Origin of the sequence: Marinobacter sp. (genome assembly GCF_965229985.1) — a bacterium.
GTDB lineage: Bacteria > Pseudomonadota > Gammaproteobacteria > Pseudomonadales > Oleiphilaceae > Marinobacter.
The window spans coordinates 3,055,197-3,079,243 of the sequence record NZ_OZ245935.1 but is presented as its reverse complement, the minus strand read 5'-3'; the positions used below and the strand labels follow the sequence as shown (position 1 = coordinate 3,079,243).

At 59.0% G+C, this 24,047-nt stretch carries 12 protein-coding genes; 7 read left to right on the top strand and 5 right to left on the bottom strand.

What is annotated here, in order from left to right; all coding sequences use genetic code 11:
• The first annotated feature begins 139 nt into the window (after window positions 1-139).
• From recC to recD, 3 genes are read left to right on the top strand one after another with little or no spacing between them, the layout of a single operon-like run.
• The gene (gene recC, locus ACO06L_RS14010; RefSeq protein WP_202346240.1) at window positions 140-3,766 is read left to right on the top strand and encodes an exodeoxyribonuclease V subunit gamma; all 3,627 of its coding nucleotides are present in this window, start codon (window positions 140-142) and stop codon (window positions 3,764-3,766) included.
• Window positions 3,763-7,488: an exodeoxyribonuclease V subunit beta gene (gene recB / locus ACO06L_RS14005; RefSeq protein WP_202346239.1), complete on the top strand. Its 3,726-nt coding sequence runs from the start codon at window positions 3,763-3,765 to the stop codon at window positions 7,486-7,488. The genes recC and recB overlap by 4 nt, the downstream gene beginning before the upstream one ends.
• Complete coding sequence (gene recD, locus ACO06L_RS14000) at window positions 7,485-9,752, top strand: exodeoxyribonuclease V subunit alpha (protein WP_202346238.1); 2,268 nt, start codon at window positions 7,485-7,487, stop codon at window positions 9,750-9,752. The genes recB and recD overlap by 4 nt, the downstream gene beginning before the upstream one ends.
• On the opposite strand, the gene ACO06L_RS13995 is transcribed toward recD, so the two are convergent.
• Complete coding sequence (locus ACO06L_RS13995) at window positions 9,749-11,572, bottom strand: ABCB family ABC transporter ATP-binding protein/permease (RefSeq protein ID WP_202346237.1); 1,824 nt, start codon at window positions 11,570-11,572, stop codon at window positions 9,749-9,751. The two genes, recD and ACO06L_RS13995, sit on opposite strands and share 4 nt — an antisense overlap.
• Window positions 11,573-11,824: 252 nt before the next feature.
• On the opposite strand from ACO06L_RS13995, the gene ACO06L_RS13990 reads away from it, so the two are divergent.
• The 4 genes from ACO06L_RS13990 to ACO06L_RS13975 all read left to right on the top strand — a co-directional run bounded on the left by ACO06L_RS13990 (window position 11,825) and on the right by ACO06L_RS13975 (window position 17,800).
• The gene (locus ACO06L_RS13990) at window positions 11,825-13,555 is read left to right on the top strand and encodes an ABC transporter transmembrane domain-containing protein (protein ID WP_202346559.1); all 1,731 of its coding nucleotides are present in this window, start codon (window positions 11,825-11,827) and stop codon (window positions 13,553-13,555) included.
• An 89-nt stretch (window positions 13,556-13,644) separates the two neighbouring features.
• A complete protein-coding gene (gene gabT / locus ACO06L_RS13985; protein ID WP_202346236.1) occupies window positions 13,645-14,922 on the top strand; it encodes a 4-aminobutyrate--2-oxoglutarate transaminase in 1,278 nt (425 codons plus the stop codon).
• A gap of 277 nt (window positions 14,923-15,199) precedes the next feature.
• Complete coding sequence (locus tag ACO06L_RS13980; protein WP_202346235.1) at window positions 15,200-16,939, top strand: carbohydrate-binding module family 20 domain-containing protein; 1,740 nt, start codon at window positions 15,200-15,202, stop codon at window positions 16,937-16,939.
• Between the two features lie 96 nt (window positions 16,940-17,035).
• Window positions 17,036-17,800, top strand: coding sequence for a VC0807 family protein (locus ACO06L_RS13975; RefSeq protein WP_202346234.1), 765 nt, complete (start codon window positions 17,036-17,038; stop codon window positions 17,798-17,800).
• 93 nt (window positions 17,801-17,893) lie between these two features.
• Here ACO06L_RS13975 and gyrB read toward each other — a convergent pair whose 3' ends face one another.
• The 4 genes from gyrB to dnaN all read right to left on the bottom strand — a co-directional run bounded on the left by gyrB (window position 17,894) and on the right by dnaN (window position 24,006).
• Window positions 17,894-20,308 (bottom strand): DNA topoisomerase (ATP-hydrolyzing) subunit B, encoded by a 2,415-nt coding sequence (gyrB, locus tag ACO06L_RS13970; RefSeq protein WP_202346233.1) that lies wholly within the window; start codon window positions 20,306-20,308, stop codon window positions 17,894-17,896.
• A gap of 54 nt (window positions 20,309-20,362) precedes the next feature.
• Window positions 20,363-21,490, bottom strand: coding sequence for a DNA replication/repair protein RecF (gene recF, locus ACO06L_RS13965; protein ID WP_202346232.1), 1,128 nt, complete (start codon window positions 21,488-21,490; stop codon window positions 20,363-20,365).
• A gap of 125 nt (window positions 21,491-21,615) precedes the next feature.
• Window positions 21,616-22,887, bottom strand: a complete 1,272-nt coding sequence (locus ACO06L_RS13960) for an ABC1 kinase family protein (RefSeq protein WP_202346231.1) — start codon at window positions 22,885-22,887, stop codon at window positions 21,616-21,618.
• A 15-nt stretch (window positions 22,888-22,902) separates the two neighbouring features.
• Complete coding sequence (gene dnaN, locus ACO06L_RS13955; protein ID WP_202346230.1) at window positions 22,903-24,006, bottom strand: DNA polymerase III subunit beta; 1,104 nt, start codon at window positions 24,004-24,006, stop codon at window positions 22,903-22,905.
• Window positions 24,007-24,047: the final 41 nt, after the last annotated feature.

Below are 24,047 nucleotides of genomic sequence, written 5' to 3'. Positions count from 1 at the left end.
GCAGATAGTTCACGACACCGCCTGTCGCAACGGGCCGCCATGATTTCCGGTGTTCAGACGTTTCAGACTGTCCGCATCTGTGGTCACATACGGTAACCTGTGGCAACAGGATTGAACTGCACACCAGACAAGGAAATTCATGGCCGCACTCTCCACCGAGTCCACCGGGCAACCCGCCAACATCGAACCCGGGTTTCACGCGATCCACGCCAACCATCTGGAAGATCTGCGCCGGGCCGTTGTGTACATCTGCCGGCATAACCCCATGCCCCCGCTGCAGAGCGAGACCTTCCTGGTACAGAGCAACGGCATTGCCCAGTGGCTGAAGCTGGCACTGGCGGAGAAGCGCACTGACGATGGCATGGAAGGCGGCCTGGGCATTGCCGCCGGCATGGATTTTCTGTTCCCGGCCCGGTTTATCTGGCAGGCCTATCGGGCGGTGCTCCCGGACGGCGAGGTGCCGGAACAGTCGCCCTTCGACAAGCGTCGCCTGGTGTGGCGGCTGTACCGGTTGCTGCCCCGGTTGGTGGGGCAGGACGAAGCCTTTACCCCGCTGGCCCGGTTTCTGGAGGGCCACGATCCGGACCTGCGCAATTTCCAGCTTGCTGAGAAAGTGGCGGATCTGTTCGACCAGTACCAGGTGTTCCGGGCCGACTGGCTGGCGGCCTGGGAGCAGGGCAAAGACGTGATAATCACGGCCCGGGCAGAGGAGAAGCCGCTGGATGCGGAAACCCGCTGGCAGCCCCTGCTCTGGCGCCGGCTGGTTGAGGATGTGGGCGCGGAAGCCCATACCAGCCGCTCGCAGATCCACACCCGGTTCATGGAACAGGGCCAGCGCCTTCCGACACCCGCCAACCCGTCCCGGCTGCCGACCCGTATTGTCGTGTTCGGCGTCTCCTCGCTGCCGCGGCAAGCGCTGGAAGCCCTGTATGTCCTGAGCCGGTTTAGCGAGGTGGTGCTCTGCGTTCACAACCCCTGCCAGTTTTACTGGGCCGATATCATTAGCGACCGGGAGCTGCTCACCGCCGAACGTAAACGGGGCAAAACCCATCCCGCGCTATCATCCGTTGAAGATCCAGACCAGCTGCACCAGCACGCCAATCCGCTGCTGGCCGCCTGGGGCAAGCAGGGCCGCGACTACATCCGGCTGCTGGACGAGTTCGACAACCCGGAGGAATACCGGGGCAGCTTCCAGACCCCGGACCAGAAAATCGATATCTTCTCGAACCATGGCAACGAGGACACACCGCGCCTGCTGCACCAGCTGCAGAACGATATCCACAATCTGACGCCCCTGCAGGAAATCCGCCAGCAGCAGCGACAACTGGATTTGCAGCAGGATCATTCCCTGGCGTTCCATCAGGCCCACAGCCCCCAACGGGAAGTGGAAATCCTGCACGATCAGTTGCTGGCGTCTTTCAACGCGGACCCCACGCTGCGGCCCCGGGATGTCATCGTGATGGTGCCGGATATCAACGTGTACGCGCCGCACATCCAGGCCGTGTTCGGCCGTTACCAGCCCGGCCGGAAGCGCCACATTCCCTTCACCATTTCTGACCAGGGCCAGCGCCACCATGAACCGGTGCTGATCGCCCTGGAGACCCTGATGTCACTGCCACGAAGCCGATTCGCGGTGAGTGAGATCATCAGCCTGCTGGAGGTGCCGGGCATACGGGATCGCTTCGGGATTAACGAAGAGGAAATTCCCCTGGCCCGGCGCTGGGTAGAGGGCGCCAATATCCGCTGGGGCCTGCACGGCCGGCACCGGGAAAGCCTGGACCTGCCGGCGGAACTGGAACGCAATACCTGGCAATCCGGCCTGCGGTCAATGCTGCTGGGTTATGGCATGGGTGACGACGAGCCCTGGGGCGGCGTGGAACCCTTTGGCGAAATCGGCGGCCTTCAGGCCAGCCTGGCGGGCCGCCTGAACGACTTTGTGCATCAACTGGAAGCCCTCTGGCAGGCGCTGCAGACCAATCGCACACCCGAAGACTGGGAACGCCTGTTTTCAGAGATGCTCGGGCAATTTTTCCACAAAGTGGAAGGCAGCGACCTGTTGCTGCTGAACCGATTCCGCCGCCAGCTGGAACAGTGGCTGGATGACGCCATGGCCGCCGGCCTGCAGGAACAGACACTGCCCCTCAATATCGTCAAGGATATTCTGCTGGAGGGGCTGGATGAAGGCGGCCTGAACCAGCGCTTCCTGGCCGGCAAGGTGAATTTCGCCACCCTGATGCCCATGCGGGCCATACCCTTCCGGAAGGTGTGCCTGCTGGGCATGAACGACGGTGACTACCCCCGCTCACGGCCGCCGGTGGATTTCGACCTCATGGCCCAGGACTACCGCCCGGGAGACCGTTCCCGCCGGGAAGACGATCGCTACCTGTTCCTGGAAGCCCTGCTGTCTGCCCGGGAGCAGCTGTACATCAGCTGGGTCGGCCGCAGCATCAAGGACGATTCGGAACGGCCACCGTCAGTGCTGGTGGGTCAGCTACAGGATCATCTGGACAGCCTTTGGTCCGTGGCCGGGCAACCGGAGGCAAAGGTCACCAAAGCCCTAACCACCCAGCATCCACTGCAACCCTTCAGCCGGGCCTATTTCCCGAAAGCCAACGGGTTGGAAAATGGTGGTGAGGGCGAAGACAGCCCACCCAGGCCCTTGAACGACGTCCTGAAGGCCCGTCATCTGTTCACCTATGAACGGGAATGGCGCAGTGCTCATGGTGCTGGGGCGATAGAGCAGACGCAGTCTGCCCTTCCGTACCAAGCGCCCGAGGAGCCCATCAGCCTGAACGATCTGGCGGCTTTCCTGAAAAAGCCCATCGACACCTTTTACCAGCGTCGACTTCAGGTGCGCTTCGAGGATGTCGAAGACGACGACACCGACAACGAGAATTTCGATCTGGACGGTCTGGACCGCTGGCGCCTGGATAACGAGCTGATTCAGGACGGGCTGCTGAAAGCCAGTAATGAAGAAGAACTGGACGAACGATTGCAAACAACCCTGGACCGGATGGCCCGACGCGGGGACCTGGGGATGGGCGTCACCGAGCACCGCCTGCGCTCCGAGCTGGCCGGTCGCTTGCCGGACCTGTTCGAGCGGTACCAGAACGCACTGGCTGACTGGCCGGAGGCGGTCGCCGAGCCTCTGCCTTTTGACTACCCGTTTGAAAATGCCCTGGGTTCGGTAGCCGTTGCCGATCTGATAGACGGCCTTCGCTGCAATGCCGAGGGCGACTTGTGCCGGCTGGTGGTGGCCAGTTCCAGCCTGCTGAGCGGCTCCGGATCGGGCAGGAAAGTACGCTACGCCAACCTGATCCGGGACTGGCTGATTCATCTTGCCGGGCAACTGAGCGGGCAGCCTTTCCAAACCCTGGTTCTGGGCAAGGAGGAGGGCCGCCGGTTCCGCTTTGCAGCTCTGGCTCCGGAACAGGCCAGACCGCTGTTCGAGGCGGTACTCACCCGATGGATGGAAGCCACCACCCGGGCCTTGCCGATTCACTGCGAGGCCGGCTTTGCCTGGATCACCAGTTTCTACGGCGGTAAAAAGTATGTCGGTGATCACGAGCGTGCCATCAATGAGGCAGAGCAGGCCTACACCACTGCCCTGGAGCGGGACACCGGTTACCTGATGGGCGCGTTCGAAACGCCGGAACGGCTGATGGCCAGTGGCGAATTTGAAGCCCTGTTGCATCAGCTCTACGTGCCGGTTTGGGAAGCGGAGCAGGGCAAGTCGGCGGCGGATCAGATCGGGAGTGTGGAATGACGGAACAGATGGACAACCGGAACCCGAATCTGGACCCATTGGCCCTGGCCCTGAACGGCAGTGCCCTGATCGAGGCCAGTGCCGGCACCGGCAAAACCTTCACCATTGCCATTCTGTATGTGCGCCTGGTGCTTGGCCACGGCCAGTCCCCCGACAGCCCGTTGCAGAACCTGCTGCCTCCCAACCTGCTGGTGGTGACCTTTACCGAGGCTGCCACCAAGGAGCTGCGTGACCGTATCCGCACCCGGCTCACCCAGGCCGCCGAGGTGTTTTCCGACGCACCCGACGAGCCTAATCCGCCCGCGGAAACCGCACTGATCTATCAGCTACGGAATGCAAGCTACCCGGATCCGGCCAGCTGGCCGGAATGCCGCAAAAAGCTATTGCTGGCCGCCGAGTGGATGGATGAGGCGGCGGTATCCACCATTCACAGTTTCTGCAACCGCATGCTCAGCGAGCACGCCTTCGACAGCGGCAGCCTGTTCAAACTCACCCTGGAAACCGACCAGAGTGAATTGCTGGACGAGGTCGCCCGGGATTACTGGCGCACCTTTGTCTACCCGCTGCCCCCGTTGCTGATGGATGAGGCCCTGGGTCACTGGAAAACGCCCGGGGATCTGCGCCAGGGTGTTCGCAACCTGATTGACGATCCTCAGAGCCTGGGCACACCGCCGGAGAGCGTTTACCAGGCCATCGACCAGGTAGTCAGGCGGCGTCTGGAACAGTCACAGGCCCTGAAGGCTTACCCCTGGAGCCAGTGGCGAGGAGACGTCATCGAGCTGTTGAACGATCTGAACAAGAGCAAGCGGCTCCACGGCGCCAGCAAGAATGCCATGGTCAAGGTCTGGGACTTTCTGGTCGCCTGGGCGGAATCGGACGACCTGTTGCCCGAGAAAATCGACACGGCCGCCGGCTACAAAAATCAGACGCCCGAGGGTCTCGACAATATTCTCAAAGGTGATGAATCCGCCCCCCATCACCCTGCTCTCGACGCCATCGAAGCGCTGCTGGATTTCAGCCAGAACCAGCCCAGTGCCAAATCCGATATCCTGCGCCACGCCAGCCACTGGATTGCCGAGCGGCTGGAATCGGAAAAGCAGAAGCGCTCGGAAATGGGCTTTGACGATCTGCTCACCCGGCTGGACGATGCGCTGCACGGTCCCCGTGGCGACCAGTTGGCGGCCACCATCCGTCGCCAGTTTCCGGTGGCCCTGATCGACGAATTCCAGGACACCGACCCGGTGCAGTACCGCATTTTCGACCGTATCTATGATGTGGAAAGCGCCGACGCCGGCACCTGCCTGTTGATGATCGGGGATCCCAAGCAGGCCATTTACGGCTTCCGGGGTGCCGACATCTACACTTACCTGCAGGCCAGGCAGGGCGTGAAAGAGCGAACCTACACACTCGGCAAGAACTTCCGCTCCGCCAAAACCATGGTGGCGGCGGTCAACCGGGTATTTGAACACAGCGACCAGCACAGCCGGGACGGCGCCTTCCTGTTCGGCAAGGGCGACACCTCACCGCTGCCGTTCCAGGGAGTGGACGCCAACGGCACCAAACGAAGCTGGTCGATCAACGGCGAGGTGCAGCCCAGCCTGGTGTTCTGGACCCACGAATCCGGGGAAGAGGACAGGGACGGCAATCCAAAAGGTATTGCCAAGGGCACCGCTACAGCCGACGTGGCAGAAACCTGCGCCAGCGAGATCGCCCGTTTGCTGACCCTGGGCCAAGCCGGGCAGGCGGGTTTTGCCTTGCCGGATAATCCGGAGGATCTGGAGGCGGTTGCCCCGAAAGACATCGCGATACTGGTTAACAACCGCAACGAGGCCAGTGCGGTTCGGGACGCCCTGGGTCGGCGACGCATCAAGAGCGTCTACCTGTCAGACCGGGATTCGGTGCTGACCTCCCGGGAATCCAAAGAAATACTGTGCTGGCTGCGGGCGTTTGCCGAGCCCCGGCAACTGGCTTACATCCGCGCCGCCCTGGCCACGCCCACCCTGGGTCGGTCCTGGCATGCCCTGAATCAGCTGCTCACCGACGAGCTCGTGCTGGAGCGGGAAATCGAGCGCTTTATCGGTTACCAGCAGCAATGGCAGAAGCAGGGTGTGCTTCCCATGCTGCGCAGTTTCCTGATGGATTTCGAGGTCCCGGGCCGGTTGCTGCAACGGCCCGACGGCGAACGGCGGCTGACCGACATTCTGCACATTGCCGAATTGCTGCAGCAGGACAGCCTGCAACTGGACGGCGAACATGCCCTGGTGCACCACTACACCCAGATCCTGCGGGCAGCCGATGAGGAAGACGAACACCGTACCCTGCGGCTGGAAAGCGATGCCGGCCTGGTGAAGGTCATCACCGTGCACAAATCCAAGGGTCTAGAGTACCCCCTGGTGTTCCTGCCCTTTGGCACCGCCTTTCGCGCCCAGAGTGAAAAGCAGGCCTTCGTGCGCTATCACGATGACCAGGGCAGGCTGGTTACCGTGTTCGACCCGGCACCGGAAGACGTGGCCAGGGCCGACCAGGAACGCCTGGGTGAGGATATCCGCAAACTCTACGTGGCCCTGACCCGGGCCCGGTTCGCCACCTGGGTGGGCACGGCGGCCCTGGACAACTGGCAGCAAAGTGGTCTGGGCTACCTGATTGCCGGCGAGGGGCAGAGCCGTATCAGCGACCGCCTGAGTCAGCTGGCCCAGGGCAGAGCAGAGATCCGGATTACCCCGTTACCGGATCCGGACGAGACGCAATACCACGAGCAGGCCCCGGAGGCCCTCGGCCCGGCGCTGGTCTCCTCCCGGGAGGCAAAAGAGGACTGGTGGATTGCCAGTTACTCGTCCATCGAATACACCGGCATGACCGGCACCGGAATCGCCTTCACCGGTGAGGTGGAAGACGCCCAGACCCAGAACCTGCTGGAAGAAAGCAGCCAGGAGGCAGGGGAAGAGGCGGAACCGATAGCTACGCACCGCAACCAGCACAACTTTCCCAAGGGCGCCGGCCCCGGCACTTTCCTGCACGAATTGCTGGAGTGGTGCACGCAGCAGGGGTTCCAGCGGGTTGTGGATAACCCGCCCCTGCTTCATGAGCAACTGGCCCGACGCTGCGGAACCCGTGGCTGGAGTGACTGGGTGGAACCGCTGGAGCGTTGGCTGCTGGCATTGATCAGCAGACCATTGAGCCTCGACCGGGCCGGCACAGAACGCATCAGCCTGGCGAACCTGACCACCCTGCGCCCGGAACTGGAGTTCTGGTTTGAAAGCCGCAACGTCAGCGTCCGGAAACTGGACCAGCTGGTGACCGCGCACACCCTGAACGGCGCAGACCGGCCCCGGGTCGAGGAGACCCGATTCAACGGCATGCTCAAAGGCTTTATCGATCTGGTGCTCGAACACAACGGGCAGTATTACGTGCTGGACTACAAATCCAATACCCTGGGCGAGGATGACAGCACCTATACCGACCAGGCCATGGGCAACGCCATTCTGGATAAACGCTACGACCTACAATACGTGCTCTATCTGCTGGCCCTGCACCGGCTGCTGAAAGCCCGTTTGCCGGATTACGACTACGAGCGGCACATTGGCGGCGCGGTTTACCTGTTCCTGCGAGGCGTTGATTCCGCCAGCGGCGGTGCCTTCACCGACAAACCACCCAGAGCCCTGATTGAACAACTGGATGCCCTGTTCGATGGCGAGTCCGTAACCGGGGAGGTGGCTGCATGAGCCGTTCCCGTTCTCACACCGGAAAATCCGACCACCAGATTGATCTGTTCGCCGAGGACACCGCTCCGGAAACCTCGACCATGACGGCAGCCGGTGGTACCAGCATCGATATCAACGATCTGCTCACCAGCCCGGATAAAACCGAGGCTCTGCTGGTTCACTGGCAGCAGGCGGAGTGGATCCGCCCGCTGGATGTGGGTTTCGCCCGGCTGATCCGGGAGCTGTCGGAAGAGCAGGGCGAACGCCCGAACCCGCTGGTTCTGCTGCTGGCGGCGCTGGTCTCGCATCAGGTGGGTCGTGGCCATGTTTGCGTGGATCTGGGCCATCTCCTTGCCGATGCCGGCCATACCCTGTCACTGCCACCGGAGGAGTCGGTTTACGAGCCACTCACCGATTCCGGCACCGGCGAACCGGACCAGCCAAAACCGGCCGAGGTGCTTGCTTTTGTGACGCTGCCGGAATGTCTGAGCATATTGGGAAGGGCCTGCGCAGTGAGTGATGGCTCACACACAACACCAATGGTGCTGAATGGGCACCGGCTTTACCTGCGCAGATTCTGGCGCTACGAGCAACGCATTGCCGAGGGCATCATGCAACGCCTGGCTCTGCCATCCGCCCTGGCAGATCCGGAATCCGGGCCGGCCCAAACCCTGTCCCGCGCACTCGGCCAGTTGTTCCAGTCGTCAGAACCGGTGGATTACCAGAAGCTGGCCTGTGCCCTGGCCGCCCGCAACCGTTTCGCCGTGATCACTGGCGGGCCCGGCACCGGTAAGACCACCACGGTAGTTAATCTGCTGGCAGCCCTGCAGGCGGTCGCCGGGGAATCGCCAGAACGGGCCGGCCGCAAATACCGCATCCGCCTGGCCGCCCCGACCGGCAAGGCGGCCGCCCGCCTGAACGAATCCATCGGTGGTGCTGTCAGCCGATTGCCCCTTGCCGAGCTGCCCGGCAACGTGGAGCTTGCTGACATTCCCACCAGGGTCACCACCCTGCACCGGTTGCTGGGCAGCCGGCCGGATACCCGCAAATTCCGCCATAACCGCGACAACCCGCTGCTGGTGGATATCCTGGTGATCGACGAGGCCTCGATGGTGGACGTCGACCTGATGGCGTCGGTATTCGATGCCCTGCCCGCCAGCGCCCAGCTGATCCTCCTCGGCGATAAGGACCAGCTGGCCTCGGTGGATGCCGGTGCGGTACTGGGTGAACTGTGCCAGCGGGCCTTGCAGGCCCACTACACCCCGCAAACGGCACAGTGGCTGGCCGCCATGACCGGCAGCCAGATACCGGAGTCTCTGGTGGACGCATCCGGCCTGCCCATGGACCAGGCCGTGGCCATGCTGCGCAAGAGTTACCGGTTCCGGGAAGACAGCGGCATCCGGGCATTCGCGGAAGCCGTGAATACCAATGCGCTGGATAGCGACATGTTGCGCCATATCCGGGAAGCGGCCTTCGACGACGTCATCCTGCTCAACGGCCAATCCGGAAAACCGGATCCGGAAGACACCCTGGATCTGGTATGTCGCCATGCCATCACCGGTTCACCGGAGGCATTCCTCAATGCCGGGCAGGGTCGGCATGTGAACGGCCGGAACCTGCCACCACCCGTTGGTTACCGCCATTATCTGGAACGGTTACAGAATCACGGCCTGAACGAAAACAGCCCTCGCGAAGACTGGGATGCGATGGCGGTACAGCTCCTTGAAGCCTTCAGTGACTTCCAGGTGCTCTGTGCCCTGCGCAAGGGCCCCTGGGGTGTGGAAGGACTGAACGACCGGGTCGCAAGGCAGTTACTGGCGGAAAAGCTGATCCCGCGGGCCGAGGGCTGGTACCCGGGCCGGCCGGTGCTGATTACCGGTAACGACTACAACCTGGGCCTGATGAACGGCGACATCGGCATTACCGTCAGCGTGCCCTGGGACCGGACTGAAACCGGTGAGCCCCGATACACCCTGCGAGTGGCGTTCCCCAGCAGCGACGCGCCTGGCGGTATCCGCTGGATCTCGCCCAGTCGTCTGCAGCAGCTGGAAACCGTGTACGCCATGACAGTGCACAAATCCCAGGGTTCAGAGTTCAACCACACCTGCCTGGTGCTGCCAGACCGGCTCAGCCCCGTCCTGACGAGGGAACTGATCTACACCGGCATCACCCGGGCCCGGAACTGGTTCAGCCTGATTACCGGCACCCAGGAGGTTCTGAGGGACGCTGTCGGGCAGCAGGTGGTGCGTGCCTCAGGCCTGGCCGAAAGGCTCAGGCCGGATTAGTCACTGGCGTCCTTTTTGTCGTCATTGCTTTCTTTCTGACTGCTGTGCTGCTGCGCCCAGAGATGGGAGTAGTGGCCGCCAGCGGCCAGCAGCTGGTTATGGCTGCCGCTTTCGACAATACGCCCGCCGTCCATCACCAGAATGGTGTTGGCATCGCGGATGGTGGAGAGCCGATGGGCTATTACCAGCGTGGTCCGTTGCTGGCTGACTTCGTTGAGCGCGCCAAGGATCGCCTGCTCCGACAGTGAATCCAGCGAGGAAGTGGCCTCATCCAGAATCAGCAACGGCGGGTTCTTCAGAATCACCCGGGCAATGGCCACCCGCTGTTTTTCACCACCGGAGAGCTTGAGGCCCCGTTCGCCGACTTTGGTTTCATAGCCGTCCGGCAGGCTGTGGATAAAGTCTTCCAGGTGAGCCATCCGGGCCGCCCGATAGACCTCTTCCTCGGTGGCTTCCGGCCGGCCATAGGCCAGGTTCCGGTACAGGGTATCGTTGAACAGCACCGTATCCTGGGGCACCACACCAATCGCCGATCGCAGGCTGTCCTGGGTCACGGTCCGGATATCCTGGCCATCGATACGGATGGCGCCCTCATCGACGTCGTAAAAACGGAACAGCAGGCGGGCGAGGGTGGATTTGCCGGCACCGCTGGCCCCCACCACCGCCACCTTGTGGCCAGCCGGGATGGTGAAATTCACATCCCGCAGGATGGGCCGGTCTGGGCGGTAGGCAAAGTGGATATGGTCGAACTGCACTTCGCCTTTATCCACAGCCAGATCGGTGGCATCCGGGGCATCTTCAATGGCCGGTTTATCCCCCAGCAGTTTGAACAGGCGCTCGACATTCACCAGGGCCTGCCGGATTTCCCGATAGACAAAGCCCAGGGCATTCAGGGGAATGAACAGCTGGAGTAGGTAAGCGTTGATCATGGTGAAGTCACCCAGGGTGATCTCACCGCTGGCCACTTCCTGGACCGCCATGGCCATGATCACGATCATCGCCAGACCAATAATCAATGCCTGGCCGGAGTTAAGCGCGGCCAACGACAACCGGTTTTTCAGCCGGGCCTGTTCCCAGTCGTCCAGATCGACGTCGTATAACTGCGCCTCATAGCGTTCATTATTGAAATATTTGACGGTTTCATAGTTCAGCAGGCTGTCTATCGCCCGCGAGTTCGACTGGTTATCCCGGGCGTTGGCTTCGCGCACGAATTTGGTCCGCCACTCGGTAATCTTGATGGAAAAGACCACGTAGACCACCACGGCCACCAGAATCGCCAACACATAACCGACGTTGAACACCACGAACAGGATGCCGGCCACCAGCAGGATTTCCAGGAGGGTGGGCACAATGTTGAACAGGGTAAAGCGCAGCAGGAAGCTGATGCCGTTGGTACCCCGCTCGATATCCCGGGCCAGGCCACCGGTCTTGCGGTCCAGGTGAAAGGCCAGTTCCCGCTGGTGCAGGTGCTCGAACACCCGCAGGGACACCCGCCGCATGGCCCGCTCGGCCACCCGCGCGAAAACCGCATCCCGAAGCTCATTGAACAGGGTGGCGCCAAAGCGCAGCGAACCATAGGCCACCACCAGAACCACTGGAATCCACAGCAGCATGTCCGCCCCGCGGTTCTGGTCCAGGTAATCGACGATGTATTTCAGGGCGATGGGCGTGGCGACGGTGGCCAGCTTGGCCAAGACCAGCAAAGCCAGGGATAAGGCCACCCGGCCGCGGAATTCGGCGAGGTAGGGCCAGAGGCCTGAAATGATTTTCCAGTCCGGTTTATGATCTGCCGGGTAATCGTTGTCGGCGTAGGCTCTCAATTCATGTTCCTTCCGCTTCGGAGTAGTCGAGCGCGCGGGTGGAGCGGCTTGCCAGGACACGCTGTAAATACGTCCCTGTACGCTCGGCGAAAGCCATCCCTGGCTTTCGACGGTCCTGGCAAGCCGCTCCACCCGCACGCTCTTGCGTAGCTGTATGATAGGTCTTGTATGGAGTACAAACCGTATTGTTAGCGGAGTCTACAGCACCCCGTATCCAGGAGGCACATCATTAACACTCGTCACCGCAAAGCCCTGAAACTGGTCATCGACTTTATCAGCCCCTATCGCCGGGCTGTCGCCGGTGCCCTGGTGGCGCTGATTTTTACGGCCGGAATTACGCTCGGGTTAGGGCAGGGTTTACGTATTCTCGTCGATCAGGGATTAGCCACCGAGTCGCCGGAGAACCTGGCCAGGGCCATCGGTCTGTTTTTCATCCTGGTATTGGGGCTCGCATTTGGCTCGTTTGCCCGGTTCTATCTCGTGTCCTGGATCGGCGAGCGGGTGGTGGCGGATATTCGCAAAAAAGTCTTCAACCACCTGGTTGATCTTCATCCGGGGTTTTTCGAGCAGAACCGGGCCCTGGAAATCCAGTCGCGGTTTACCGCCGATACCACCGTGCTGCAGTCGGTGATTGGCTCCACCGTATCCATTGCCCTGCGTAACGCCCTGATGCTGGTCGGTGGGTTGCTGCTGCTGTTCATCACCAACGCCAAGCTGGCCAGTATCATTCTGCTGGGCTTTCCGCTGGTGATTGCTCCCATCCTGTTCTTTGGCCGGAGAGTTCGCTCGCTGTCCCGGCTCAGCCAGGACAGGGTGGCCGATGTTGGCAGTTACGTGGGCGAGAACCTCACGCAGATCAAGACCGTTCAGGCCTTTAACCACCAGCCCCACGACCGTCGGTATTTTTCCGAGGTATCGGAACGGGCCTTCGACATTGCCCGGCAACGTATCCGGCAGCGCGCCTGGCTGACCACGCTGGCTATTTCCCTGGTGATGGGCGCCGTCGGGATTGTTATCTGGATCGGGGGCCTGGATGTAATTAACGGCCGGATCAGCCCCGGCGAGCTGGCGGCCTTCGTGTTTTACAGTCTGCTGGTGGGCGTTGCTGCCGGTGCCATCAGTGAGGTAATTGGCGAGTTGCAGAGGGCGGCCGGTTCGGCGGCACGGCTGTTTGAGCTGCTGCAGACCGAGCCGGCGTTTGAGCGTAAAGGCGCGACCCGTGAGCTTCCTGAACACGTGCACGGTACGATTCAGATTGACCATCTGAGCTTCAGCTATCCCGGGCGTTCGGAACAGCCCGCGCTGACGGATCTGACGCTTGAGGTAGAAGCCGGCGAAACCCTGGCCCTGGTGGGGCCGTCCGGAGCCGGCAAATCCACCCTGTTTGATCTGCTTCTGCACTTCTACCAGCCAACGGAGGGCAGCATTCTCATCGATGGCATGGACACCGCCGAGCTGTCTCTCGATGACCTGCGCCGGTGTTTTTCCCTGGTGCCCCAGAATCCCGCCCTGTTTCATGGCACTGTGGCCGACAACATCCGTTACGCGAGGCCCGATGCCAGTCAGCAAGACGTCGAGCAGGCGGCGAAGATCGCCCATGCCCATGATTTTATCCAGGCTCTGCCCAAAGGCTACGAAACCCGGCTCGGGGATGCCGGCCTGGGCCTGTCCGGTGGCCAGAAGCAGCGTCTTGCCATAGCCCGCGCGCTGCTTGCCGATGCCCCGATCCTGTTGCTGGATGAAGCCACCAGTGCCCTGGATGCTGAAAGTGAAAACCTGATCCAGCAGGCGATGCCAGCGCTGACATCCGGGCGAACCACCCTGGTGATTGCCCATCGTCTGGCAACAGTCCGGGACGCTGACCGTATTGCGGTACTGGACCAGGGGCGCCTGCTGGCCGTGGGCAGCCACGATGAGCTGATGCGCCATAACGCCCTCTATCAGCGCCTCGCAAAACTGCAATTTCGGGAGAATGCCGCCTGAGGGCGACAATAGTCGGTTTGTTTCCTGTCACCGTACTACTTACACTGGTAGGTGAAACTTTCGAACCTGAACCCAGGGAGAATGGCAAAGTGAGCAATAAAGAATTGCAGGCACTCAAAGAACGCTACGTTGCGGCGGGCGCGGCAAGTCCCAATGAACAGTTTGCCGACCACGCAACGAATGCGGAATTGTGGGATGCAGACGGCAAACGCATGATCGATTTTGCCGGCGGCATCGGTGTATTGAACATTGGCCACCGTCATCCAAAGGTGGTTGAAGCGGTCAAGGCACAGCTGGACAAGCTGATGCATACCTGCCAGACGGTTATGCCCTATGAGGGCTACGTTAAACTGGCAGAGAAACTCAGCGGCGTGGTACCGGTACGTGGCCATGCCAAGGTGATGTTGGCCAACTCCGGTGCAGAAGCCCTGGAAAACGCCATGAAGATTGCCCGTGCGGCGACCGGCAAGACCAACGTGATCTGCTTTGACGGCGGTTATCACGGCCGTACCTTCTACACCATGGCAATGAACGGCAAGGCTGCCCCTTACCAGACGGATTTCGGTCCCATGCCCGGAACCGTATATCGTGCACCTTACCCCGTTCCATACCACGGCGTCAGCGAAGACGAAGCACTGCGTGGCCTGAAGATGGCTATGAAAGCCGATTCCCCGGCGCATAACACCGCAGCGATCGTCATAGAGCCCGTATTGGGTGAGGGCGGTTTCTACGCGGCACCGACCAGCTTCCTGAAAGAAATCCGCAAGATCTGCGATGAGAACGACATCCTGATGATCGCGGACGAAGTTCAGAGTGGCTTTGGTCGTACCGGCAAGATGTTTGCCATCGAGCATAGCGGCGTTGAGCCGGACCTGATGACCATGGCCAAGAGTATGGCAGATGGTATGCCGATTTCCGCGATTGTTGGCACCGACAAGTACATGGATGCTTCCGGCCCGAACTCGCTGGGCGGTACCTATACAGGTAGTCCGACCGCCTGTGCCGCAGCACTGGCCGTGTTCGATGTGTTCAAGGAGGAGGACATTCTTGGCAAATCCCAGGCGCTAGGCGAGAAGCTGAAACAGCGCTTCAGCCAGTGGCAGGAACAGTTCGCCCACGTGGATAATGTGCGCAACCTCGGTCCCATGGCTGCCTTTGAGTTGGTAGAAAGCAAGGAAAGCCGGACACCCAAGCCGGAACTGGCGGCCGCGGTGACCAAGAAGGCGAAGGAGAAGGGCCTGATTCTTCTGAGCTGTGGTATGTACGGCAATACATTGCGGTTCCTGATGCCGGTAACCATCGAAGACGATGTGCTGGAAGAAGGTCTGGCAATTGTGGAAGAGAGCCTCAAGGAAGTTGGTGCCTGATCGGTACTGGGTTTCGTGAGGAGTCAGAGAAGCCGGGCACAAGCCCGGCTTTTTTTATGTCCGGGACTGCTTTGGAATAACCTGATCACTGGTGTTCAAACCACTGAGTGTGACCTTTAACTATACCCTTCCTGCCACTACGCCCCTTTTAATCCTTGTGAGGATGTTTTGGCCAATTGTTGATCACTGCATGTTGTCTGTGAGCAGGTGAGAAACGTCGACTGACGCTCTTTTGCCTGTTCGATGCACCAAAACAAAGACAACACAGGAGCATGCAATGATTCAATTACCTCGGTTTATCGCCGGCGCCACTCTAGGCGTGATCATGACCACCCTGCCCATGCAACAGGCCCAGGCAGGAGCGTTTGTCCATCTTTTCGAATGGAAGTGGAGTGATGTTGCCCAGGAGTGTGAGAATTTCCTGGGTCCAAAGGGATTCAGCGCGGTGCAGGTATCGCCGCCTCAGGAGCATATCCAGGGTGGCGCCTGGTGGACCCGGTATCAGCCTGTCAGTTATCAGTTAAACAGTCGCAGTGGCGATGCCAGCGCCTTTGCGGATATGGTCCAGCGCTGCAACGCCGCCGGGGTTGACGTCTACGCCGATGCGGTCATCAATCATATGGCCAATGGGTCCGGGACCGGGACGGCTGGTTCGTACTACGATTCCGGTTCGTTCAGTTTTCCGGTCTACAGCGGTAACGATTTCCATACGCCCTGTGGTATCAATCCCGAGGATTATGGAACCGACGCCTGGCGGGTTCGGAATTGCCAGTTGGTGGGCCTCCCAGACCTGGATACCGATGCGGCCTACGTTCAGAACACCATAGCCGGTTATCTGAATCACCTGACCTCTCTCGGTGTGAAAGGCATCCGGATTGATGCAGCGAAGCATATGGCGCCCGGGGACATCAGCGGGATCCTTTCGAGAGTGAACGAGCCGTTGTATGTGTTCCAGGAAGTGATTGACCTTGGCGGGGAAGCGGTGAGTGCTGGGGAATACACCGGCACTTCCGATGTCACCGAGTTCCGGTACAGCTCTTCTATCGGCAATGTGTTTAAAAATCAGAAACTTGCCTACCTGAACAGTTTTGGAGAGAGCTGGGGCTTTCTGGCCGGAGGTAACGCCGTCGTGTTTACCGACAATCATGACAACCAGCGCGGCCATGGTGCCGGTGGCAGTAATGTGGTGACTTACAAAGACGGCAGTCTGTATAACCTCGCCAATGTATTCATGCTGGCGTGGCCTTACGGCTACCCGAAAGTGATGTCCAGCTATGGCTTTTCCAATGGTGATCAGGGCCCGCCTGCCCAGTCGGTTTATCAGAATGGCAGCGCTGAATGTGGCGGCGCCTGGATATGTGAGCACCGCTGGGGTTCCATTGCCAATATGGTGGAGTTCCGGAATATAACCGATGGCACCGGCGTCTCCGGATGGTGGGACAACGGCGGCAATCAGATTGCCTTTAGCCGTGGCGATAAGGGCTTTGTCGCCATTAACCGGGAAGGTGGCAACCTGTTCCGAACGTTCAGCACTTTCCTCCCGGATGGCGACTATCGGGATGTCGCAGGTGATGGCAGTTGTGTCACCGTTCAGGGTGGGCAGGTTACGCTGGATATTCCTGCAATGCAGGCTGCAGCCCTGCATGTTGGCGCGGATTGCAACGGGGATAGTGGAGACAACAACTCAGGCAACGACAACGCCGGGGATATTGACAAGGTATCGGTTACCTTTCAGTGCGCCAACGGGATAACCAGTTGGGGACAGAGCGTCTATATCACAGGAAATAACAGTGACTTAGGCAATTGGTCGCCGGCCGGTGCCCTGAAACTCGATGCCTCGAACTATCCCACCTGGGCCGGCACCTTCGAGATGCCCGCCGACAGCAGCGTCGAATGGAAGTGTATCAAGCGCAGTGAATCCGATCCTTCGTCTCAGCTGGTCTGGCAGTCTGGTGCAAATAACAGTCTGCAGACCGGCAGTTCGGGCTCCCCCATGTCTTCCTCGGGAGCCTTCTAACACCGGTTACGTCCGGGCTCGGATTCGTCGTATACTGCCAGGAGTCCTCCGGCAGTGCCCCTCGGCCTGCTACAGTTTCACCAACCAGGCTAGATCATGACGTCTCCGAGCTCCGCCAACGTACCGGACCACAAGCCAAGGCCCTGGGTCGATTTGCTGGTCAGCATTATTATCCCCTCCGTTATCCTGATGAAATTCAGTGGCGAGGAACATCTGGGCAACGTCAACGCGCTGCTTATCGGCCTGGGATTTCCATTGGGCTGGGGTCTGTTCGAGCTGGTCAAGTACCGCAAAAAGAACTTCATCGCGGTACTCGGTCTGATCAGCGTTGGCCTGACTGGCGGCATTGGCTTGCTTGAGCTGGATGCGGGATGGTTGGCCATCAAGGAAGCTGCGATTCCGGCGATTATTGGTCTGGCGGTACTGGCTTCTACAAGGACGAAATATCCGCTGGTACGAACCCTCCTGTATAACCCGTCGGTTCTGGATGTGGATAAAATCCACAAGACGCTGGAGGAGCATAACCGGGTTGAAGAGTTCGAGGCACGCCTGCTCAAGGCCAGTTACTTCTTTGCCGGCACTTTCCTGTTCTCATCGATCATGAACTACGTCATTGCCAAGTGGATCGTTGTCAGCCCGTCTGGTACGGAGGCTTTTAATGAAGAGCTTGGTCGGATGACCCTGGTGAGCTATCCAATGATCGCCATTCCTTCCATGATCATGATGATGCTCATCTTTTATTATCTCTGGCGTACCATCCGCCGGCTGACCGGGTACACTCTGGAAGAGGTGATGGCGCCTCATCTGGCCGAAAAAGAGAAGGAAAGTAACAAGTCCTCGGAATCAACCGCTGGAAAATAGCAGTCCTGGAGGGTTTCCGATAAGGCCGGACATGAAAAAGCGGCGGAGGTTTGAAAGCCTCCGCCGCTTTTTATTGCACCTGAAACTTGTTGATCAGATATCCAGGTTGGTCACTTCCAGCGCATTGGTCTGGATGAAGTCGCGACGGGGCTCTACATCGTCGCCCATCAGAGTCGTGAAGATCTGATCGGCCGCAATGGCATCTTCGATCGTTACTTTCATCATACGACGGGTCTCCGGATCCATGGTGGTTTCCCACAGCTGCTCCGGGTTCATCTCACCCAGTCCCTTATAGCGCTGAATGTTCAGGCCGCGCTGGGCCTCTTTCATCAGCCAGTCCAAAGCGCCCTCGAAAGACAGAACCGCCTGTTTGCGCTCACCCCGCTGGATATAGGCACCTTCCTCAATGAGACCATCCAGAGTCTCACCCATACGGGCGATCGCCGCGTAGGAGGACGATTCGAAGAACTCATGACTGAAGACGTGATCGTAGGGGATCCCGTGAACATAGATGGTCACTTTCGGGAGGAACAGGCCCCGTTCAGTATCCTTGGTCACCGAGAAGGTGTATTTGGTTCCAGTACGGGTGTCCAGATCCAGGCCGTCACCCAGGCGTGCAACCCAGCGTGCAACGGACTCTTCTTCCTTCAGATGCTCGGGCTTGAGCGTGACGTTCTGGAGCATCTGCTCCAGAACCTTGGCCGGGTAGGCCCGTGACAGGCGGCCAATCATGTTCATAACGGCCTGGTAGTCCTTGACCATGGTTTCAAGCGCGGAATCCTTGATCGCCGGAGCCTCCGGATTCACATAGAGCTGGGCGCCTTCCAGTGCCGTCTGGGTGAGGTAGGCTTCCTTGGCTTTCTCGTCCTTCAGATACTGCTCCTGCTTGCCCCGCTTGACCTTGTACAACGGTGGCATGGCGATAAAGACGTGGCCACGCTCGATGATTTCGCGCATCTGACGGAACAGGAACGTCAGCAGCAGGGTCCGGATGTGGGAACCGTCCACGTCCGCATCGGTCATGATAATGATCGAGTGGTAACGCAATTTGTCGGGATTGAACTCTTCCCGGCCTATACCACAACCCAGCGCTGTAATCAGGGTGCCTACTTCCGCAGAGGAGAGCATCTTGTCGAAGCGGGCTTTTTCCACGTTCAGGATCTTACCCTTCAACGGCAGGATAGCCTGGGTCTTCCGGTCACGGCCCTGTTTGGCGCTGCCACCCGCCGAGTCACCCTCCACAATGTACAGTTCAGAGAGGGCGGGGTCTTTCTCCTGGCAATCCGCCAGTTTTCCGGGCAGGCCGGCAATGTCCAGGGCGCCTTTGCGGCGGGTCATGTCCCGCGCCTTGCGGGCAGCTTCACGGGCCCGGGCAGCCTCGATCATCTTGTTGACGATGAGTTTGGCTTCGTTGGGCTGCTCCTGCAGGTATTCCGCGAAACTCTGGTACAGCTCCTGCTCCACCGCGGTTTTCACCTCGGAGGACACCAGTTTGTCCTTGGTCTGGGAGGAGAACTTCGGATCCGGCACCTTCACGCTGATGATGGCGGTCAGGCCTTCACGGGCATCGTCACCGGAAGTCGCAACTTTCGCTTTCTTGCCCAGACCTTCCTGCTCAATGTAATTGTTAAGCGAACGGGTCAGGGCGGCGCGGAAGCCGGCCAGGTGAGTACCGCCATCCCGCTGGGGAATGTTGTTGGTGAAGCAGTACAGATTTTCCTGGAACGCATCGTTCCACTGCATGGACACTTCCACGGCTATACCGTCTTCCCGCTCGCGATTGAAGTGGAATACCCGGTTAATCGGTGTCTTGTTGGCGTTCAGATGCTCAACAAAGGCCCGCAGACCGCCTTCGTATTCAAAAACCTCCTCCTTACCTGAGCGCTCATCGGTCAGACGGATGCGCACGCCACTGTTCAGGAACGCCAGTTCACGAAGGCGCTTCGCAAGAATGTCATAGTGGAATTCAATGTGGGTGAAGGTTTCCGGCGACGGGATGAAATGTACCTTGGTGCCCGAGGCATCGGTTTCACCAACAGCCGCCAGAGGCGCATTGGGAACACCATGGGTGTAGGTTTGCTCGTAGACCTTGTTATCACGACGAATCGTCAGGGTGAGGGTAGAGGACAGTGCGTTCACTACGGAAACGCCCACACCGTGAAGGCCACCGGACACCTTGTAGGAGTTATCGTCGAATTTACCACCGGCGTGCAGCACGGTCATGATAACTTCCGCTGCCGAAACCCCTTCCTCTTCATGCAGATCTACAGGAATACCACGGCCGTTGTCTTTAACAGTCACCGATTCGTCCGGGTGGATAATCACCCCAATCTCTGAGCAGTAGCCCGCAAGCGCTTCGTCGATGGAGTTATCCACCAATTCAAAGACCATGTGGTGCAAGCCTGTGCCATCATCGGTATCCCCGATATACATACCCGGCCGCTTTCGCACCGCATCCAGTCCTTTCAAGACTTTGATACTGGAGGAATTATAGTTAGATTCACTCATTCGGAAACTCCTGAAGCGTGATAGGCCGGGGCTTTCTAGCTCTTCGCACCGGTCTTATTCTTCCGTCAATTTGCCATGTTCCACGTGGAACAATCTGTAATCCGGTGCGTTACCCCCGGGCCAGAGCTGTCCCACCAGGGGGCGCTCTATCGATGTGATAAACACCTGACAACGTAATGCCTGTAACCTGTTGGCCAACATGGCCCGATGCCCCTCATCCAGCTCGGCGTTAATGTCGTCAAGCAAAAAGGTCACCTGTTTGCCCAGCTCACTCAACACCATGCCTTGGGCAATCTTCATCAAAATAACCAGGGTTTTCTGCTGGCCCCGGGAGAAGGTTTCGGCAACAGGCCTGCCCTGAAACTTCAGCCGGATGTCCGCGCGGTTCGGACCATAAAGCGTGTGTCCAACCTTTCGTTCCTGCTCCCGATGATCTGCAAGCAATTCCACCAGTGGGCGGCTTACATCCCAGCCAGGGTAGTACTCAAGCCTCAGACCTTCGGTCCAGGGTACTTCCACCTCCCGAACCAGCTTTTCAAAAGCCGCCTTGAATCGGCTAAAGGTGCGAGACCGAGCCTCGGTAATGCGTTCACTCAGGGTAGCGTACTGATGGTCCCAGACCCGCATTAAAGCTTCGTCTAGTCTACCATTTCTCAGCGTTTGATTCCGCTGTGATGTGACTCGCTGGCATTGTTGCCATAACGATCCGAAAGAAGGTTCCACGTGGAACACTAACCAATCGAGAAACTGCCGCCGCTTTCCAGGTCCTCCAGCGATCACATCAAAAACACCGGGGTCGATTACCGATACCGGAAGATGTTTCGCGAGGCCAGAAAGGCTGCGCACTGCTTCACCATCCACCCGCAAAACCGTTTCCTTCTGACCGACATCACGGGATATTCCCAACCGATGCACGAGCTCAGAGTCATTCCCGCCGTCCTTTTCCTCCAGACCGTGATCCAGACCGCCGAACACCGTGAGTCGTTGTTGGCCATGACTCACCACCGCCTGATGACGGTTCACCCGAAAAGAACGCCCCAACCCCAGATAACCAATGGCTTCCAGGACGCTGGTTTTGCCGCTGCCGTTTTCTCCGTACAACAGATTAAAAGAAGGCGAGAAGCTGACAGGCGCAGAAGACAGATTGCGGAAATTTTCAGTCTGGAATTTTACAAGCGCCATAGAAAAGCAAACTCGAAGGGGAGGGGAAGGAAACCAACAAAACCCGCAAAACGAAAAGGGCAGCGTTACCTCCCTTCAGTAACGCTGCCCTAGTGTACAAAAGCCAACCGCTCAAGGCGACAGCCTCAATGGAGCATATTCAACCGCTCATCCATAAACACATCCATTTCCGGAGCGAGGATGTGAACGTACCGATCGAAATACAGGAATTGTTTCAGCAGCAGAGCAAATTCCCTTGGGAAATGCAGACCGTGGCTTTCGCCAATCTTAACCATATCCATCAGTATGTGATTAACATCGTCCTCCGCCTGGTCTGCCTCATAAGGCACTTCATCCGGAACCATCTTGTCCATCTGCTGATACAGCCTTCGCAGATCAGCGGCGAGATCTTCAACCCGGACCGTCTGGCGGGTAATCCCGATACGGATCATGGCATCGGCCATACCTTCGAAGTTGCCAACCATCACAGCCGAAATAAAATCACTGACCGCCTGCCAGGTATCCGGTTTGATCCGACCAACAATGCCAAAATCGATAAAACCAACCCGACCATCCTTCAGCACCATCAGGTTACCCGCATGCACATCGGCGTGGAAAAATTCGCACTGGGTCAGGCTGGCAAACCAGGTGTTCATGGCAGTGATCAGGGTCCGCTCCGGATCCCGGGCGTAACCGCGAATGCTCTCCAGGTCCGTCAGTGACACACCGTGGAAGCGCTCCATGGTCAGAATACGGCGGGTACTGCAATGCTCAAACACCCTGGGCACCGCCGCGTCTTCATTATGGGTGTCATGCAGGAAATCCCGGAAAACCTTCAGGTTGTTGGCTTCCTTGATAAAGTCGCACTCTTCCATCATGGTCCGCTGGATTTCCTCCACAATACCGGACATGGAAGTCCAGGACAGTTTCGGTGCCAGGGTTTCAATAATTCGGGCGGACAGATACAGGAAGTTCAGGTCCGTCAGCAGAATGTTCTCAACCCCCGGTTTCTGGACCTTGATAACCACTTCTTCACCGGATACCAACCGGGCGGCGTGAACCTGCGCAATCGATGCCGAGGCCAGCGCCACCGGATCGATCTCCGCATAAACCTCATCAAGGGGCCGACCCAGTTCGTCCCGGATGATCTTCTTGATCACACCAAAGGGCAGGTTAGGGGTCTTGTCCAGGCAGTACTGGAATTCCTCCACATACTCCTTGGGGAAAAACGTGGGTGAACTGGCAATAAACTGACCCAGCTTGATGTAAGTCGCACCCAGGGATTCAAACGTCTGCCTCAGCAGCCTGGGCGTGGGAGGGCGATCCCCCCGCAGCCAGTTAATCCCGGTGCGCCCGAGTACCGACACAGTCTGGCCAATCCTGAAGGCGCCTTTGATTCCATTCGTTACGGTACTCATCAACCTCATCTCCTCCTACAGCCTCATGGGCATGACAACATAGAGGCAGCGGTTATCATTCTGCGCCTCTATCAACGCACTGCTGTTCGGGTTGGACAGGGTAATTTTTACCTGGTCCTCATCCAGCGCGTTCATTACATCCACCAGATAGCCTACATTAAAACCGATCTGCAGGGATTCGCCCTGATAGTCCACCGGCAGCGCATCTTCGGCCTGTTCCTGGTCCGGGTTATTGGCGAAGACCTGGAGCTCATTCGATGCCAGGTTTAGTCGCACACCGCGGATATTCTCATGGGACAGAATACCCGCTCGTTGCAGGGTATTCTTCAGAGTCGCGCGGTCGGCCAGAACGATCTTGTCGCCCCCACGCGGAATAACACGGTTGTAGTCAGGGAATTTGCCTTCAATGAGTTTCGAGGTGAAGGTATAAGAACCCACAGTCGCCCGAAGGTGATTGTCACCGATTACCAGGGTGACCGGTGTCTCCACGTCATCCAGCAGTCGGGAAAGTTCGAGAACCCCTTTACGGGGAACGATCACCTGCCGCAACTCCGGGCAATTGGTCACCAGTTCCAGATGTGCCATGGCCAGTCGGTGGCCATCGGTCGCCACCGTCCTTACATGATCCTTGTCCACTTCCAGTAACAGGCCGTTCAGGTAATAGCGAACGTCCTGCTGGGCCATGGCGAACGCCGTTGCATCCAGCATCCGGCCCAGTTCTTTTTGGGGCAGCTCCAGGCGGAAGCTTTCGTCTTCGTCTTCCACATTCGGGAAGTGTTCCGCCGGCAATGTGGACAATGTGAAGTGACTGGCCCCGCAGCGCAGATGCAAACGATCCCCCTCAAGGGACAGCTCCATCGGCGCTTCGTCACCAAGGGCCCGGGAGATATCGGACAGTTTGCGGGCCGGAACGGTAATCCGGCCAGGCTGATCCACATGTACCGGTGTTACCCGCGCCACCAGTTCCACTTCCATATTGGTACCGGTCAGGGTCAGGGTATTGTCCTCCGCCACAAGCAACACGTTGGAGAGCACGGGCATGGTCTGTTTCTTTTCCACCACGCCGGCAATGCTTTGCAGCGGGGTAAGCAGGGATTCACGGCTGATCGTCAGTTTCATGGCACTCAGCTTTCTTTATGTTGGAAGGGTGAATGTTATTC